Genomic DNA, 18,876 nt, shown 5'->3' on the forward strand with positions numbered 1-18,876 from the left:
ACCACACAGTTCCTCCATTTGCTACCTTGACACCCTGCCCCTTACCTCCATTTCCTGTGATTGTAAGGTTTTCTGCCAGAACTTTTCCCCCTTCAACCTTGATGAAGTTAGCATTAAGACCATCACTTGTATAAGTCATATTGACCCTCCTTAAAGCAGCATATCCCCCTATAAAACTGATACTATGCTCTCCCTTAAACTCTACTGATCCTCCCTCCATGCGCACAACCCCCTTTGAGATAGTCATACCTTTTGCGACATTCCTCAAATGCGTCTCTTTCAACCACATCGCTCCACCCGACATCACCACCCCCGTTCCAACATTTGAAATATCCACCCTATCCATCACCATCTTTCCCCCCTCCACCCAAACCCCCGTCCCACCCCCACTCCCACTTCCCGTAATCGTCACGCCCGTCAAATCAGCCCTCCCTGTATCTCCCACATATACCCCATAATTCCCCACAAACTCAATCCTTGTCCCATCCTTCACCGTCAAGCTCTTACCCCCCGTCATAGCTATCCCCCTCTCCACCTCCTTTATCGCCCCCCCACTAACTGTCAAATCCCCACTTCTCGCATATATCCCATCCCCCTTCCCAGTTCCCATAATCGTCACACCCGTCAACTCAGCACTTGTCACCCCACCCCCCACATATATCCCATACCCATCACTCCCCGTAAACTCAATCCTCGTCCTATCCTCCACCGTCAAACTCTCACCTTTCTCCATCCATATCCCCCTCTCAACCTTTGAAATCCCCACCTTTGTCATCACCACCTTTCCCCCCATCACCCAAACCCCCACCCCATTTCCCCCCCTTCCCTCAATCCTCACATTCGTCAAACTAGCATTCTTCACCGTTTCCCCCACATACACCCCATACCCATCCTTGCCCGTAAACCCAATCGTCCCCCCATTCACCGTCAAACTCTCACCTGCCCTCATCTCCACTCCCATTTGGACCTTTGAAATCCCCACCCTAGTCAACGTCAAGCTCCCCTTCCCCACATATATCCCCTTACTCATCCCCACCCCATTTCCCCCCCTTCCCTCAATCGTCACGCCCGTCAACTCAGCTGTCCCTCCCTCCACCATCACCCCATAATCCTTTGTAAACCGAATCTCCCCATTCTCCACCTTCAGCTCTCCACTTCCCATCGCATATATCCCCATTCCAGCCTGTGAAATATTCACCCCAATCAACGTTCCATTTCCTGACATAGCTATCCCCCTCTCAACATTTGAAACATTCACCTTCGTCATCTTCACCGTACTCCCCGTCATCAACACCCCATACCCCTTCCCCCTTCCCACAATCTCCACATTCGTCAAACTAGCACTTGTCACCGATTCCCCCACATACACCCCATAATCCTTTGTAAACCGAATCTCCCCATCCCTCACCATCAAGCTCTCACCTGCCTCCATATATATCCCCGTTTCAACCTTTGAAATCCCCACCCCAGTCATCGTCACCGTTCCCCCCATCGCATATACCCCCGTCCCCGTATTCCCACTTCCCGTAATCTCCACATCCGTCAAAGTAGCACTTGTCACCCCTGCCCCCACCATCACCCCATAAGTCCCTGTAAACCCAATCTCTCCCCCCTCCACCATCAACGTCCCACCCGTCATATTTATCCCCGTTGCAAACTTTGAAATATTCACACTTGTCAACGTCACATTAGCACCCCCCTTCACATCCACCCCCGTCCCCGTATTCCCATTTCCCGTAATCGTCAAACTCCCACCCTCCATCATCGTCACCTCTCCCCCCGTCACATACATCCCCGTCCCATCCCCCGTAACCGTAATCTTCGTCATCCCACCCATCATCGTCACCTCTCCCCCCGTCACCTCCAACCCCTTCCCTCCTGCCCCAACCTCAATCGTTGTCATCCCACTCATCATCAACGTCCCACTCTTCGCATATATCCCCGTCCCACCCCCCGCAACCTCAATCGTCGTCGTCCCCGTCACCATCACCGTCCCCCCATCCACATTAAGCCCCATCCCAACCCCCGCAACCTCAATCGTTGTCATCCCACTCATCATCAACGTCCCACTCCCCGACACACTCACCCCCGACCCACTCCCCGTAACATCAATCGTTGAATCCCCATTCAACCTCAACGTCCCCTTACTCACCCTTGCCCCCGTTTCAAGCTGCTTCATCGTCACCCCCATCATCGTCACCATCGCATTCATCCCCGTCACCTCCACCCCCGTCCCCGTATTCCCATTTCCCGTAACCGTCGTCCCCATCATCGTCACTGTCGCATTCATCCCCGACACATCCAGCCCCGTCCCATTCCCCCCAACCGTAATCGATCCACCCATCATCATCACCGTCGCATTCCCCCCCGTCACCCTTGCCCCCGTTTCAAGCTGCTTCATCGTCACACTATTCAACGTCACATTAGCCGTCCTCCCATTAATCACCACCCCCGTCCCCTTTCCCCCACTTCCATTAATATTAAGCTCCATCACATTAGCCGTCCCCTCCACCTCCAACCCCGTCCCACTACTTGCTAAATTAATCGTCGCCCTCCCTCTTACAGTAGCTATCCCCGTCGTCCCCTTAATCTTTATCCCCGTCGTGACATTCTTAAAATCCTGCCCATCCAACGTCACCGTCCCCCCATTATTAATCACCACCTCCCCATTTACATTCCCACTAACCGTCCCCACCGTCACCCACTCATTCAACATCACCTTCCCATTATTACTTACCTCAATCACAGGACCTGCATCTCTCCCTGCCCTCACCCCAATCGTCCCCTTAACAACCATAACAGAAGACCCTCTACCATCAACCACTATCCCCTTCTTCACATCTGTAACATCAACACCCCCCACCAATGCCAACTTCCCTCCCTTTTCCACCTTAATCGCTGTAGTATTCTTACCACTCTTATTCGTAACCCTCAGCTCACTCTTTATCGTAATATTTGTACTCGGCCCCGTTACCGTCACAGCAGCCTTATCAGAGTGCTTACTCATATCTATATTTCGATTCTCACCACTCAGCACCCCCCACTCCCCACTCTTCGCCGGCCCCCCCCCACTCCCCCTCCCATCTGTCGTCCCATCACACACAATTGGATCAAACGCACTATCCTTATCACCACCCAACCCCTTACAATTCTGTGCCTGAGCATAGACTTTATTCTGAGAAGTCATAAGAGCAAGACCAGCTAGAATAGCTGTCGATAACACACAGAAACAAACATGATGATTGAACACACGACGCATAACCATAACCCACTATGCTCTTGAAACCTTTCAGATTAAAAGAGAAAAACTATTCTTTAAAAAAAAGAAAATCAAAACAAAATCATACCTGAACGTCTCAAACCCCTAAACAAAATCCCCCTGAAGGCCTTCTACTCAAAACAAGAAAAAATAAACAAAACACTCACACACAATGCAAAAAAAAACATACCTGAAAACATAAATAAGTATAAACTATAAAATAAGGTTGTGTGTGATATGAATGGTAGGTTGAATAGGAAAGTAAAGGAGTAGTATGTTTGAAGAGTTTGTTTGGATGAATTAGTGATTTGAAATAAGTTTTGGCAAGAGAGTATGGAAGGTAGTTATTTAGTGGTAAGGTGTTTTTTGTGATAGAGTTGGGTGTTGTAGTGATGTTGTTTGAGTAAAGAACACAAATCTGCCCTGTATCGGCAATCTCACCAATTGCCGATGGATTATTGATCATTTTAAAAACTTTATGATTTTATGGTGTAAACAACTGTTGTATTAATAGGGCGTGTTTCTAGCGCACCTGTTGAAGAAATCGTTTCACTATGTGTGTACCAGATGAGGCTATTGTCACTTGGGTCTATTTATTGTTACAGTCTGGTTTTGGCCAATAAAAACAAAACTATCACATTCCACCACAGAATATGTATACCCTGCGTATGTGCTCCTGCTGATTAAACGGTGCACATACGCGTATGCGCTTTCAAGCTATCTTGCTGCTTCTCGGCAAATTTTCCTACCTTGGTCTATACCGCGTTCATCATCAAAACCGCGTAAAAACACCTCCCCTAAAATCGGGAATTTTAAAAGTGGTATCGCTATCTATCCTCCAATGCTCACATGTTGCTTTGAATAACCGAGGATATTTTTTGCGCTCATAACTTACACCATCACACAAAAACCAATCATTTGGTAATGCTTGCATAGCAAATATCGCAATAAACCCAGCTGGAAAAATTTTTATCTTAGGAGGTGTTTTGGGGAATTGGGTTTAATAAATACCAATCAGCAAGATTTCTTATTAATGTGCCTTATTATAGACCAGTTCATAAATTCCGCCCTTTTGCAGCTCACCACCTTCTAAGGGTAGTAACACCTGCATCGGTTTTTTATAAAATAGATCTCTCATTCAAATTACTAACAGTTACTGTTGAAGTGCTAACGTTTACGTCACTTGCTTTAAAACGTATAATAATACTATTCTTATATGTCATTATAGAGAAACTGTATTTAGTGTGATTGATATCGTTTTTTACTATTCACAATAAACCTAGATTAGTAGGACTACCATTATAAACACAAAAACTTGTCAAAATTCAATTAAGCGAATAGTTTAACCTTCTCCACCAAAACGATGCTTTACAATGTATAATTGATCAAAAAACTCTATTTTAATAAATTTTTTTATAACTTAACATCATAAACATTAGAATTTATAAGCTATACCAACGCGGAAATCATTAGTTTTGTAGCTACGCTCAACTCCACTCTTTGCGAATTGTTTTTTACCAAAATCCGAGTAACGGTATTCTGTACGCAAAATAGTGTTACCAATCATCGCAAAATCAATACCAGCACCCAAAATATAACCAATCATTGTCCTTGCTTCTTTCACCGTTTTATCCACTATTTGACCTCGTTCTTCACTCGACCTCAATAAAACATCTTGAAGCTGCGTATAAGAAATACCACCAGCGATATAAGGCATAACACGATTAGCTGTAAAACCGACACGTATCCGTGTAGCACCAGCCCATTTCTGTTTTAAAGTATGATTATAAGTTGCAAATTTAATCTTTGAAACAACGTTTTCATTATAAATACCAGGAGCAACCATCCCTTCAGAATCTCCCGCTACGTTTTTATTTCTTAACTCTTCATTTTGACTATAATCGTTTATTTTAACAGTTTTTATGTCCTTTTTATCAGACAAAACCATATCCGTATCAAAACCTAGAATAAAACTATTCCCGAGAATAACATTGGCACCTGCATAAAAACCTCCAACAAACCCTGAAAGTTTAGGCATAAAATCTTTCCTAATCAAAGCCCATTTTTCAACATCATCATTTTTAAAATGACCTGAACTTAGATCAATTTTATTCGAAAAAAAACCAATCTGACCACCAAGATAAAAACCTGTCCAAGAAAAAGAAGGAGTAACAATAACTGATGGTGTAACGGATATTGATCCCTGAGGAATTGTACCATTTTCTGCTTGTACCGTAGAAGTTGCAAGCAAAACAAAAACAGATACTGTTATTAAATATTTCATGTACATAAATTTCCTCCTTAGTTACGATAGCTTTAACAAATAGTCTTACATTACCCTTCAAAAGAACTGTAGTAAAAATGAACAAGTATAGACAGAAATTAAAGCATAAGCCCTTTTCACAAATCAAAGACAAGCAACTATCAAGCATCTTAACATCTTTATACTTGCCCAAAACTTGTCGGTGATATTAATTCAGTGTAATAAGTAGAATTTTTCACACACAACTCATCTGTATGTGAGTTTACGCTTTGTGTAAATTTTGCCTGTGTAGAGAAAGCTTTACATTGTTAAACGCCACCGCCCTATCCTTTATAGAGTCATAATGTAAATTGTTTATCGAATAGCATTCAACAGTGATTTACAAAATCGTTATTAGGCAAAAATTGTTTCAATATTGAATATAAAAACCTAAGGAATCTATTTAAACATCTTACATATTAGATAAAAACGCACCTTGATTTCCAGCCTAAAATTATGAACTAATTTACCGTTTACGTGGAAGAATGATATATTTTAAAATATTGATACAAAAACAAAAAAGCATTAGCATTTTTGCAGACGCTAAAAAATAAAGCGATATAAATTATTCTTACTCTATAAATTATATTTTCCTTGTAATTACCCTTCTTTCCAAGAAAATAGCATAGCATGTTTTTGCATTGATCAATCCTTATAAATATCTGCATTGATTAAATTTTCACGTGTAATTTCTTTTATTGCACAAGCACCAATCAATGTCATAGCCACTTGCATTTCTTTAGCAAAAAGATCAAGCAGATGAGCAACACCTTTCTCACCCGTCGCAGCAAGCGCATAAGCAAAAGCACGGCCAATCATAACAGCATCCGCCCCTTGTGCCACCATGCGTACAACATCAAGACCAGAGCGAACACCAGAGTCAGCTAAAATAGTTAAATCACCTTTTACAGCCTCTGCAATTGCCGGCAACGCTCGCACAGTTGACAGCACTCCATCAAGTTGACGCCCACCGTGATTAGAAACAACAATACCATCAGCACCAAACTGCACTGCTTCACGTGCATCCTTTGGATCAAGGATACCTTTCAGAATTATTTGTCCTTTCCAAAAATCCCGAATCCATTGTAAATCATGCCAAGCAATCGATGGATCAAAATTTTCATCAAGCCAACCAATATAATCTTCTAGTTTAATTTTCTTTTGAAGATAAGTAGAAACATTTCCAAGATCATGTGGACGCCCCATAACACCAACATTCCAAGCCCAGTGAGGATGGACAACAGCCTGTAACATACGGCGTAACTTAGCATAAGGCCCAGACATCCCCGAATGAGCATCACGATAACGTGCACCGGGAACTGGCATATCAACTGTAAAAACCAACGTACGTACACCAGCTGCCCAAGATCGCTCTAATACATCACGCATAAACCCACGATCTTTAAGAACATAAAGTTGAAACCAAAATGCATTTCCAACTGCTGTCTGTACCTCTGCAATAGAGCAAACTGAAACAGAGGATAAAGTAAAAGGAATACCTTTTGCAATAGCCGCACGTGCAGCTTTTACCTCACCACGACGCGCATACATACCAGTTAACCCAACAGGTGCAAGAACAATTGGCATACTCAATATCTGATCAAAAATCTGAGTTGAAAGATCAACCTCTCCAACATGCTTAAGAATCCGCTGACGTAATGTAAGTGCATGAAGATCTCTACAATTACGCCGCATCGTTTCTTCAGCATAAGCCCCACCATCAATATAGTGAAATAAAAAGGGAGGTAACCGACGTTTTGCTGCTTTGCGATAATCAAAAGTTGAAGAAATAATCACAGCGATATCCTTTTTCTATATATGAAATACCAAAGCTGTTTCCTCAAAAAATGAACTTATATATTTGATCAAAATCTGTATTTTCAAACTCATTTAAAATGCTTAGACAATTTTAATCCTTGTGCTTGATAATGTGAACCAATATCATGCCCATAAAGAAGTGACGGTCGATTAAGCATATGCTCATATACCAAACGACCGATCATTTGACCATGCTCTAAAATAAATGGAACCTCATGGCTACGTACTTCTAAAACCGCCCTGGCTCCTTTCCCACCTGCCTGAGTATGCCCGAATCCTGGATCAAAAAAACCTGCATAGTGTACTCTAAATTCACCAACTAAGGGATTAAATGGTGTCATTTCAGCAGCATAAAGCGGTGGAACATGGATAGATTCTTGGGAAACTAAAATATAAAACTCATCAGGATCAAGAACCAATTCCATTTCACCACAATCATAAATAGGTTCCCAAAAATCTAAAACATTAGCAACACAACGTTGATCAACATCAATAACACTCGTATGATGTTTACCACGATAACCCACAAGCCCCTCTTCGTTTCCTTTCAAGTTAACAGAAAGCCCAATACCATCGTCGCTAATATTGGGAAAATCATCCGATATAAGCATTTCGTTTCTATGCAAAGCATGTAACTCAATTCCATTCAAATAGCTTTGCCCCTTACGAAACCGAAGCTGTGATAAACGCGAACCTGTACGTACTAAAATCGGAAATGTGCGTGGACTAATTTCAAGATAAAGTGGGCCATGATAACCTGCGCAAATTTTATCAAACTCTTGAGCATTATCTGTAATCACACGTGTAAAAACATCTAACCGTCCCGTAGAACTTTTAGGATTAGCGACCGCAGAAAAAATGTTTGGCAAATCCAAATTTTCCAAAAGAGGAACAATATAAACACAACCGGTTTCTAAAACTGCTCCTTCCTGCAAATCAAATTCATGCAACTTTAACCGTTCAAGCTTATCAAAAACTTTTGTACCCAGCCCTGGCATAAAGGAAGAACGTATACGATATGCTTTTTTTCCCAAACGTAAATCAATACTCGCAGGCTGTATTTGATCGGCATCAAATGGGCAAATAGCTTTAAGAACGCTACTATCAATTAAAGCTTGTATATCACTATCTGCGAGAATACCGTTCGTGCACACCATATATCCTGCCTTTCATTTCTATTTGCCTCTTTTTGACCTAGATCATTAGTTATCGTAAGTTTTGTTAAGAATAATAAACTCATTCTTTACCGATGTATTTAACTGGTTTATAATCGCAATTAATATAATTCAAAACTATAAAGATAGAACAGTCTTTGGTAAAGTGTGATCTAAGAGTAGAGACCTTGAACATTTCAGTTATGTATTATTTCTTCCATTGAAAGTGAACAGAACCATTCTTAAAATATTATTTTCAACTTTCTCTCATTCTTAAGTACTGAGTGAATATTACTCTTTCTATACAATAAAAACGAACCTTGTTAAATTAAACTATGATCATACGCCACCTCAGCGAAACCATTATTAACCAAATTGCCGCCGGTGAAGTTATTGAACGGCCAGCTAATGTTGTCAAAGAACTTGTTGAAAATGCTATTGATGCAGGAGCAACTCGTATTGAAATTGTTACAGCAAACGGTGGAAAAAACCTTATAAGAGTAAGTGATAATGGCTGTGGTATCCCAAAAGATCAATTAACGTTAGCGATTTCTCGTCATTGCACATCTAAACTTGTCGATGATGTACATAATATTTGCTTCCTTGGGTTTCGAGGAGAAGCCTTACCTTCTATTGGTTCTGTTGCTAAACTTAAACTCGTTTCACGGACACAAGACGCTGATAGCGCCGCTGAAATTATCGTTACAGCAGGAAAAATTGAAGGACCAAAACCTGCTGCTGCCAATTCTGGGACAACTGTTGAAGTTCGTGACCTTTTTTTTGTGACACCAGCACGGCTAAAATTCATGAAAACTGATAGCGCTGAAATGAACGCTATTACAGATATGATTAAACGAATTGCTATCGCATTTCCACATATCCGTTTTTCTCTTTCTGGTAAAGACCGAACTCTCATAGAATTACCCGCAACTGAAAACAACACCCAAGGGCAATTAGAACGTATTACACAGATTATGGGAAAAGAGTTTGGCTCCAACACTATTACACTAAATGCTGAGCGTGAAACAGCTCGTTTAACTGGTTTTGCCTGTTTGCCATCTTTCAATCGTGGTAATAGCCTTCATCAATTTGTCTATGTTAATGGGCGCCCAGTGCGTGATAAATTTTTATCGGGAGCAATCCGGGGAGCTTACACCGATGTTATGGCTCCAAATCGCCATGCTGTATCCATTCTTTTTATTGATTTGCCCCCTGCTGATGTAGATGTCAATGTGCATCCAGCAAAAGCTGATGTAAGATTCCGTGACCCCGGTTTAATTCGCGGATTAATTATTGGAGCCATTCATGAGGCATTACGCCAGACTGGCATTCGCCCTAGTTCAACAGGCTCTAAAGCGATGTTAGCTGCATTTCAAAGACAATCATTCAAAACTTTTAGAAGCCCTCATCAGCCCTTTTCTTACAGCACACAACCACAGTATGTTGCACCAGGAACTACATCAGCAGATCATAAACCAGTAGATATTCCCGACTTTTCTGGGTTAAGAGAAGATATCACCCCTATGATAGAGTATGTAAACACACCTAGTAGTGACGTAGGTTTTGTAAATACCTCTACATCAGAAGAATTATACTATCCATTAGGCGCTGCAAAAGCACAAATTCATAAAAACTATATTGTCGCTCAAACCAAAAATAGTTTGATTATTGTAGACCAGCATGCTGCCCATGAAAGATTGGTTTATGAAGCCCTTAAAAATGCACTTTACTCCAAACCATTGCCTTCACAACTATTGCTTATTCCTGAAATTGTAGAACTCTCTGAAGAAGATGCAGCGTGTCTTTTAGTACATAAAGATGTTTTGCAAAAATTTGGTTTAGGAATTGAAGCATTCGGATCAGGGGCAATCGTAGTGCGTGAAACACCTACCATGTTAGGGGAAATCAATGCACAAGCTCTTATCAAAGACCTTGTCGATGAAGCGTCTGAATATGATACCACAGATAATTTAAAAGCAATGCTCAATCATGTTGCAGCAACCATGGCTTGTCATAGTTCAATACGTTCAGGACGCCTTTTGCATCCTAAAGAAATGAATGCTCTTTTACGGCAAATGGAAGCAACACCTAATTCGAGCACATGTAATCATGGTCGCCCTACTTATATTGAGCTCAAACTAGCCGATATAGAACGTCTTTTTGGAAGAAAATAAAATCTCACTCACTATTTTAACCTGAAAAAATATTTTAATTCACTCTCGACTTTATAAAGAAAGCATCTTATGGCACTTTATATGTCTTATAAGAATAGAAAGGGTCCATAGAGAATGTTTTCTAATAACGAACGTGAAGCAACTATTCAGTATTCTAGTAATGGATACAAAATTGTGAACTACGGAACCTATACTCTTTGTGCTGTCAGCGGACAAAAAATCCCTATAGATGACCTAAAATACTGGAATCATCATCGTCAAGAAGCATATGCTAGTTGTGAATTGTCCTATCGTCGTGAACTTGAATGCAATCCACATCTTCGCCAATTATTAAAAATAGCGAATGAAAACCCATAAAGCAGAAACTAGCGCTTTAAATATAGATTAAAAAGAATGCTTACGTTTCCTAAAACGGGTCATAACCTCTTCAAGCAATATACGGCAAAAATCTGCCTGAACAAAATCGACTTCAACATCAAATATGGTAAGATTTTTTAATTCCTTTTGCAAACCATTCGCTTGTATGCGAATATAATCCTTAGCAGTTGTAGCCAGCCACAAATTATGAATTCTGGCTTCTTGTGCAAGGTTCTTTAAATCCGTACTGGTAAAAAAATAGTGGTCTGGATAAGAATGAGTTTGTATAACATGACCAGACATTTCTTTAATGGATTTGAAAAATTTATCTGGGTTTCCAATACCAGCAAATGCTAAAAAAGATTTTCCAGCAACCTCATCAGTAACCAAGGGTTTAAAACGAGCATAATGCAAGGGTTTTCCAGAAACTGCTACTAAAAAAGCCACATCATTATGAGAAGCCGCATGACCAATGATTAAAACGCTATCCATTAAAGAAAACTGAGTTTCTAATGGTGCACGCAAGGGCCCTGCTGGAAAAACAGCCCCGTTTCCAAAACCACGCATTGCATCCACCACAAGTAATGCATAATCCATATAAAGGCGACGACTTTGAAACCCATCATCCATCAAAATAAGATCACAGCCCTCCTCCTTAAGGCGTTGTGCCGCCGCATAACGATCAGGCGATACTGCAACCAAAGCATAACGTGCAAGTAAAAGCGGCTCATCTCCAACATCACGTGCATTGTCATATTTCTCATTAACAAGACGTACACCTTTAGCCGTCCCTCCATAACCACGCGACACAATGCCAGGAACAAAACCAAGCTCTTTGGCTACCTTGGCAAAAGCAATCACAACAGGTGTTTTGCCCGCTCCACCTAATGTAAAATTGCCAATACACAAAACTGGCAAATCAATAACACAGGGCTGTCTTTTCATACGACAATGTGAAAAATAGCCATAAACTTTAGCAATGGGTGTAAATAAAAAACGTAAAATGCTTTTATTTTTCCACCAAAAATGGGGAGCTCTAATAAGCATACCCACTCCGACACTGACTTAAACTCGTCTGCATTACAAGTGGCTGTAAAAATGGATCAAGAAGCTTTAATGTGCGCTCAAGTGCACCTGCCATATCTGTTGCTATTTCATAAGCTTTATTAGCCATTTCTTGCCTCAATATTTCATCTTTTAAAAGCTTCTGTACTTGAAGTGCAAGCTGTGCAGTATCTTCAACCACAAAAGCTGCATCACGAGATAAAAAATGTTCAAATATATCTCGGAAATTTGCGACATGAGGCCCCGTTAAAATAGCTACACCAAGCAAAGCCAATTCCAATGGATTATGACCACCATAACCACATAACGATTTACCAATGAAAGCAACTTTCGATAAGCGAAGAAAAAGCCCTACTTCCCCAATTGTATCTCCCAGTAAAATATCTGTATTTGCATCCGGGACAGCATGCCTGCTTCTACGAACAAAATGCAAGCCTTTATCACTACATGCCTTGATAATATCTTCTGAACGTTCAGGATGACGCGGAACAACGATTGTTAATAAATCTGGCCAATAATTTTTAAGAATTTTATGAACCTCAAAAACTATCTTCTCTTCCCCTTCATGGGTTGAAATAGCAGCCCAAACTGGACGATTGCCAATAGCATTACAATAACGTGTAACCAACGATTGGTTTACAATCGGAACAACATCAGTTTTAAGATTACCAGAAAGCGCAACAGACTTTACCCCAAGCGCGTGATAATAAGCTATATCCTTTTGACTTTGACAAATAACCATATCAATATGTTTAAAAATGTGCTTAGCAAGGGGTAATCGTTTTTGCCACGCCTTAAAAGAATGTTCAGACATACGTGCGTTAACCAGAATCTGTGGAATACGCATTTTAGCAAGTGTTTTTATACGCAAAGGCCAAATTTCTGATTCACAAGTCAAGACTAAATCAGGCTTCCAATTGCTAATAAAACGACATACAGCCGATTCTAAATCCAAAGGAGCATATTGATGAATTAACCGATCACCAAAATGCTTTTTCACAAGAGTGGAAGATGTCACAGTACTTGTTGTCAACAATACATTAATTTTTAAAGATAAGATATAATTAATAAGCGGGAAAAGAGAAAGTGTTTCTCCAATACTGGCCGCATGAAACCAAATCAATGGACTTTGAGGACGCGCTTTATGACTTTTACCCAAACGTTCCTTCTGACGGCCCCGTTCTTCCTTTCCACACATAGTACGACAAAATAAATAAAAGGGCACTATAGGGCGCGAACAAGAACCAACTATTCGATAAATTGAAAGAGCTATTCGTGCTTTTAAGTCTATCATCTAAACCTTACTCACCTATTGCAAGACGGTTATAAGCTTCATCTGTTAAGCGATTCATCATATCTGTTAATTGCATGCGTTTTTCTTCTAGCAAAGCATCACTTGCATCTTTAGAAACAAAAAATGCCTCCCCAACGAGAACAATTGAACGCCCAAAAGGGAGTGGAATTGCAGTTTTATCCCATGTTTTTTCAAGAATTTTCTCTCTTGAAAAAGCATATACACAAGGAATAATAGGACGACCAGATAATTTAGCTAATAAAATAATTCCTCTCCCAGCTTCACGTGCTTTTTTATGCGAAATATCTGCAATCATAGCTGCCGTTTTTCCAGATTTAAGAGCGTTTTTTAGCGTTAACAACGCCTGCGCGCCCCCTTTATTTACGTGATGCGTTTGACCGCGCCCCCCCGAACCACGTACAACTTCAAGCCCCAATTTTTTTGCTAATTGCGCATTTATTTCTGCATCTGCAGAACGAGAAAACATAGCCATAACCACTTCATCTCGAGAACGCAGAAAAGGCGCCATAATATGGCGCCCATGCCAAAATGTGATAATAAATGGATTATGAGCATTATATGTCTTTGTAAGATCATCTGAACTTTTTAACCGCGGATTTGTCCAATAAACAAAACGTAAATAGTTCACCAATAACCATACAACAAAAACTTGGACAAACCACGTTTTCATTAATGAATGACGATTTTTTTGCCAAAATCGCTTTAAAACACTATCCTTTTTCTTTTGAATTATTTCACTCATCTTGATGTCAAATCCAGTTAATTTAATCTGACTGCTTTATTGTAGCCGAAAAATAATGTTTGAATATTTAAATTATGCATCACTTATTTCAGGATCAAGAAGTCGGTGCAAATGCACAATATAATAACGTTGTAATGCGTTATCTACACTACTTTGCGCCTTTGCCCGCCATGCTGCATGAGCTGATTGGTAGTCTGGAAAAATACCCACTACATCCAAATCATTAATATTTTTAAATTGATTATCATCAAGATTTTTTAATTCCCCACCAAATACAAGGTGCAATAATTGCTTTTTCTTGTTGGTTTCATTCATTATTGCCTCCGTATCATTAAATTTTTAGTCTTATGTTCATTTGGTTAAACTAACTTTGCTTGACGAACAACATCTATCATATTCTGACAGCAATTATTTTCACCGGCAATTAAAAAGCCATATTGACAAGGCTCAATTCTATAAGAAATAAAAGGTGCATCAAATGATATAAAACATCCACCACATTCTTGCAAAATAAGATCAGCAGCAACAATATCCCAACCATGACAATTTGGTCCAACCAACACAAGATCGATCTCACCTTGAGCAACAAGGGCAATACGGTAAGCAAGAGAGGGAATATAACGAAAAAAACTAACCTGATTTAAAAAATCGCACGGTAATTTTTGAGCAACTGATTGATCAAGAGAAATTCTATATTTCCGATTAACACAAGACGACATTAAGCGAGGCAACTTTATACCATTTAACGTCGCCCCCTGACCAATGGCAGCAGCATAAACATCACCTTTAGCCGGACACTGCAAAACACCCACAACAGGACGCTCATTTTCAACAATGGCAACCGAAATACACCAATAAACATTTCCAGAAAGAAAACCACGCGTTCCATCAATGGGATCAACCATAAAATAGCGTTCATAAACCTGTCGTTTTTGATTTTCTTCCATTTCTTCTGAAATCCAGCCATAAGTTGGTCGCGCTTTAAGAAGTTGTTCCTTCAAAAAGTGATCAACCGCGAAATCCACCTCACTGACCGGTGAATTACCATTTTTGATCCAAACTTCTTGCTCATACCCAAAATATTTCATCGCTAAATCCCCCGCTTCTCGACAAACATCAAGCAAAAGATTAAGGTCAGAATGATAATGCGCGTTATTTTCCTGCAAGTGTCATTCCTTCAATTAACAATGTTGGAGAAGCTGTTGCATAACGTCGATCAATATCAGTGGCCGGTGTTAAATGCGCTAACATATGAAGCAAATCAGAGCCCAAAGTTACTCCGCTCACTGGATAAGCGATTTCACCATTTTCAATCCAAAAACCGGAAGCACCACGACTATATTGACCGGTAACAAAATCAACCCCATGCCCAAACAATTCTGTAACATAAAAACCATTTCGTAAAGCTTTTATCATATCATGAGGTGATGCTAAACCTGGTTCAATAGCAAAATTAGTACTCGCTGGTTGAATAAACGATCCGCAACGTACACCGTGCCCATTAGTTTCAAGCCCCAATTCACGAGCTGCTGATGATGAAAGAAGCCAAGTTTTTAAAACACCATTTTCAATAATATTCAATGTTTGCCCTTCTACCCCTTCACCATCAAAAGGATGAGAAGCATTTCCACGCAATCTCAAAGGCTGATCTGTTACATTAACATCAGGTTTCATCACCCTTGTCCCTTGTAAATTTTGTAAAAGGCTTGTTTTACGAGCAACCGATGCTCCATTAACCATACATGCAATATGCCCAGCAATTTCGCGAGCCACACGCGGATCAAAAATAACATCAACTACCCCAGTAGCTGCACGAACTGCTCCTAAACGCCGAACTGCTCTTGATCCTGCATTTTTTCCAATAACCTCTGCATCTTCCAAATCAGAAAAATGTAAAGAAGTTGTATAATCATAATCTCGTTCCATTGCTGTACTTTCACCAGCAAGTGCACTACAAGAACGTGAAAAACAGCTAGAACGATACGCCTCACAAAAACCATTGCTGGTTATAAGAACAAGCCCACTATTGCCGTAAGCCGTTGTAGCACCACCAGAATTGTTGACCCCTTTAACATCAAGAGCTGCTGCTTCCATTTTTAAAGCATCTTCTGTTAAAAACTGACTTTGCGGAACAAAATCATCAAAAAGGTCAAGATCTTTAGGATGAGTGACTAAACATCCTTTATCTACCAAACCTTCAAACAAATTATCAGGTGAAGCTTTAGCCATTGCAACAGCACGTTCTGCTAATTTTTCTGGATATGATGCCAAATTAGCAGAAACACTTGCTAGTTTTTTCCCAACAAAAACTCTTAATGTAAAATCATCACTTTCTGAAGCTTCTGTCGATTCAACTTTGCCCAGATGAACCGATACACGAACAGAATGTGAATGGACAATAACAGCATCAGCAGCATCTGCCCCAGAACGCTTTGCCGCTTCAATCAATGAAACGGCTTTATCAATTTGTTCTTCGACAGTCATTATCAGCTCCTTCAAATATTTACCATTTACAATGATAAATCATTAACAAAATCATACAAAACATCATTTTTATATATTCATAGCCAAATATGCATTATTAATGCACCATTGAATTTTCAATTAATTGAGAAATTTCTCTCTTAGCTTTTTCACGAAAAGGTTCTAAACGTTGTAAAATTTCTTTGGCTTCAAGAAAATCTAAAATATGAATCCCATCAATAGGAGGCCGTAATAAAAGATCCAAGTTTGAAAACCGCAAACGTGCTGCAACAAGCGCCTGTTGCCCTACAACACTTGCAGCAATAAGGCTTTCTGCAACCGAAACATGTCCATTTTTACAATCAACTATTGGTGGCCCGATAACATCAACACCAATTGAAAGATCAACTGGTTCAATAAAGCAATCAAAAGGTACCGGATTGCAAACCGCCCCATCAACCAACAAAATATGGTTACGCAAAACTGGCTTAAACAAACCAGGAATAGCAGAGGAAGCAGCTAAAGCCGAACGCAAATCTCCTTCTTGAATAATAGCCATTTCTGCTGTTTTTAAATTTGTAGCCACAGCACAAAAAGGAACTTTTAAAACACAAAAATCTCGTGGAAAATCACGAGGTAAAAAATTCTCTAAAATAGACTCCAAATTAAATTGCAAAAAACGCAAACCACATTCCCATAGCTCTTTCCATGAAAGAGGCATCAAAGACCATAAACGACGCAGAGCATTATCCGAATGAGAAAAAGTTGAAAGACAATAATCCTCCCAATCAGCTTGTGTCATTCCAGCAGCTAAACCCGCACCCACAATCGAACCAATGGAAGACCCAGCAATAACACTTGGTTTTAAACCCAAATCTTCAAGCGCTCCAATAACCGGAAGATGACCAAAACCACGCGCTCCCCCACTACCAAACGCTAAACCAATTTTCATTTTATCTTGCCTCTTTTACTCTTCGATTTCTAAGCAAATATAAAGCAACAACCTCCTATGATTCGTGCTATCCATATTGGATCAACTCTTTAATAACAACTACCAACGTCAGTCCTTTATTTTAAAATCTTCAGCAATTGATCTGACTTGATCAAATATAACAATACTGATTATATTTTAGTGCATCTGTATATAACTAATCAGCAATCCCCAATCTTAGTCTTCATATACTTTACCATAATGTCAGAAAGTGCCATTATATTTTTGTATCACATAAAAACCAACTGCACTTCTATTGTCTAAGTTTACTTGCTCTAACTTATACCTATTAACTATTTTTACCTTAAACAGAGGCCATAGAAAACACCCTATGTATGTAACGATTGTTACTATGATATATTATTAAAATAGCGTACCTTTTTGGGAAATTGAAAGCACATTTGTTTTCATTTTAGCAGTAATCGTTCATCATATCTACGTCTTTTAAACTATTAAAGAAAACGCACTCTCTAAAATAAGGCGACATTTCATACACTTACTAACAATCAATCACCACCACACTAAGTTCTATCCATTAAAAAATATTATTTAGAAATAAACTCATGAAAATTATGATTATCTTTTTAAACATTTAGATAAATAAGTTTAAAGGCGAATATAACCAATTATTATGAAGAATGACTTTTCTCAAAGTCAAAGATTATGATTGAAGCTTATAAATACGTATGACTGTCTCACTATAAAAACGTTCATCATCTAAACGCAATATATCAGGTAAATTAATAACTGCCTCTTTCATTTCTTCGAGCACAAAAAGTGCTCCATCTTTTGCCCATCCACCTTTAAGAACCTCTATAAAAGCTTTTTCACCCAGACAATAACCATAAGGAGGATCTGCAAAGACAACATCAAATGGAAGCATTGTTCCAATATTACCAAGTTTAGTAGCATCACGACGCAAAATTCGCCCAATTGCTTGCAATCCAAAAGATTCAATATTTTTTTGAATTAAGCCGCGCCCTTCAACTGAGTTTTCAACAAAAACAGCAGCTTTTGCACCACGTGAAAGTGCTTCAATGCCCAAAGCACCAGTGCCAGCAAACAAATCAAGAACACGTTTATTTGCCCAAAATTGTTCTTCTCGACTCACAAGAATATTAAAAAGGCTTTCGCGTATACGATCACTGGTCGGGCGAATGGATTGACCAAGAGGAGATGATAAAATACGCCCTGCAAATTTACCGCCAATAATCCGCACATCAGCCTCCAGATAAT

Annotated in this window: 15 protein-coding genes; 2 read left to right on the forward strand and 13 right to left on the reverse strand. The window is 39.8% G+C overall.

Annotated elements, in window-relative coordinates; all coding sequences use genetic code 11:
* The 5 genes from J7R05_RS00005 to J7R05_RS00025 form a co-directional block, all read right to left on the reverse strand.
* Window positions 1-3,259: right-handed parallel beta-helix repeat-containing protein (locus tag J7R05_RS00005; protein ID WP_208540662.1), on the reverse strand; the 3,259-nt coding region annotated here is incomplete at its 3' end.
* A gap of 772 nt (window positions 3,260-4,031) precedes the next feature.
* Window positions 4,032-4,193 (reverse strand): phage tail protein, encoded by a 162-nt coding sequence (locus tag J7R05_RS09605; RefSeq protein WP_208540663.1) that lies wholly within the window; start codon window positions 4,191-4,193, stop codon window positions 4,032-4,034.
* Between the two features lie 501 nt (window positions 4,194-4,694).
* Window positions 4,695-5,549, reverse strand: a complete 855-nt coding sequence (locus tag J7R05_RS00015; RefSeq protein WP_208540664.1) for an outer membrane protein — start codon at window positions 5,547-5,549, stop codon at window positions 4,695-4,697.
* A 657-nt stretch (window positions 5,550-6,206) separates the two neighbouring features.
* Window positions 6,207-7,358 (reverse strand): FMN-dependent L-lactate dehydrogenase LldD, encoded by a 1,152-nt coding sequence (gene lldD, locus J7R05_RS00020; protein ID WP_208540665.1) that lies wholly within the window; start codon window positions 7,356-7,358, stop codon window positions 6,207-6,209.
* Between the two features lie 89 nt (window positions 7,359-7,447).
* Window positions 7,448-8,536 (reverse strand): 2'-deoxycytidine 5'-triphosphate deaminase, encoded by a 1,089-nt coding sequence (locus J7R05_RS00025; protein ID WP_208540666.1) that lies wholly within the window; start codon window positions 8,534-8,536, stop codon window positions 7,448-7,450.
* A gap of 332 nt (window positions 8,537-8,868) precedes the next feature.
* Here J7R05_RS00025 and mutL point away from each other — a divergent pair, with 332 nt between their 5' ends.
* Together mutL and J7R05_RS00035 are read left to right on the forward strand one after the other, a co-directional pair.
* Window positions 8,869-10,707, forward strand: coding sequence for a DNA mismatch repair endonuclease MutL (gene mutL / locus J7R05_RS00030; protein ID WP_208540667.1), 1,839 nt, complete (start codon window positions 8,869-8,871; stop codon window positions 10,705-10,707).
* A 114-nt stretch (window positions 10,708-10,821) separates the two neighbouring features.
* Window positions 10,822-11,064, forward strand: coding sequence for a DUF2093 domain-containing protein (locus J7R05_RS00035; protein ID WP_078689392.1), 243 nt, complete (start codon window positions 10,822-10,824; stop codon window positions 11,062-11,064).
* A gap of 27 nt (window positions 11,065-11,091) precedes the next feature.
* On the opposite strand, the gene lpxK is transcribed toward J7R05_RS00035, so the two are convergent.
* From lpxK to rsmD, 8 genes are all read right to left on the reverse strand, one after another.
* The gene (lpxK, locus tag J7R05_RS00040; RefSeq protein ID WP_208540668.1) at window positions 11,092-12,111 is read right to left on the reverse strand and encodes a tetraacyldisaccharide 4'-kinase; all 1,020 of its coding nucleotides are present in this window, start codon (window positions 12,109-12,111) and stop codon (window positions 11,092-11,094) included.
* Entirely contained in the window at window positions 12,101-13,423 is a 1,323-nt protein-coding gene (gene waaA, locus J7R05_RS00045; protein WP_208540669.1) for a lipid IV(A) 3-deoxy-D-manno-octulosonic acid transferase, read from the reverse strand. Before waaA ends, lpxK begins: the two co-directional genes overlap by 11 nt.
* 7 nt (window positions 13,424-13,430) lie before the next feature.
* Complete coding sequence (locus tag J7R05_RS00050; protein ID WP_208540670.1) at window positions 13,431-14,186, reverse strand: lysophospholipid acyltransferase family protein; 756 nt, start codon at window positions 14,184-14,186, stop codon at window positions 13,431-13,433.
* Window positions 14,187-14,258: 72 nt separating this feature from the next.
* On the reverse strand, window positions 14,259-14,501 hold the full coding sequence (locus tag J7R05_RS00055; protein WP_010703331.1) for a DUF4170 domain-containing protein: 243 nt from the start codon (window positions 14,499-14,501) through the stop codon (window positions 14,259-14,261).
* Between the two features lie 44 nt (window positions 14,502-14,545).
* Window positions 14,546-15,352, reverse strand: coding sequence for a 3'(2'),5'-bisphosphate nucleotidase CysQ (locus tag J7R05_RS00060; RefSeq protein WP_208540671.1), 807 nt, complete (start codon window positions 15,350-15,352; stop codon window positions 14,546-14,548).
* A complete protein-coding gene (locus tag J7R05_RS00065; RefSeq protein WP_208540672.1) occupies window positions 15,339-16,670 on the reverse strand; it encodes a TldD/PmbA family protein in 1,332 nt (443 codons plus the stop codon). The genes J7R05_RS00060 and J7R05_RS00065 overlap by 14 nt, the downstream gene beginning before the upstream one ends.
* Before the next feature lie 97 nt (window positions 16,671-16,767).
* Window positions 16,768-17,601, reverse strand: coding sequence for a patatin-like phospholipase family protein (locus J7R05_RS00070; RefSeq protein WP_208540673.1), 834 nt, complete (start codon window positions 17,599-17,601; stop codon window positions 16,768-16,770).
* Window positions 17,602-18,301: 700 nt separating this feature from the next.
* Window positions 18,302-18,859 carry a 16S rRNA (guanine(966)-N(2))-methyltransferase RsmD gene (gene rsmD / locus J7R05_RS00075; protein ID WP_208540674.1) on the reverse strand — a complete coding sequence of 186 codons (558 nt, stop codon included), beginning with the start codon at window positions 18,857-18,859 and terminating at the stop codon, window positions 18,302-18,304.
* Between the last annotated feature and the right edge of the window lie 17 nt (window positions 18,860-18,876).

Source organism: Bartonella capreoli (genome assembly GCF_902813205.1).
Lineage (GTDB): Bacteria > Pseudomonadota > Alphaproteobacteria > Rhizobiales > Rhizobiaceae > Bartonella > Bartonella schoenbuchensis.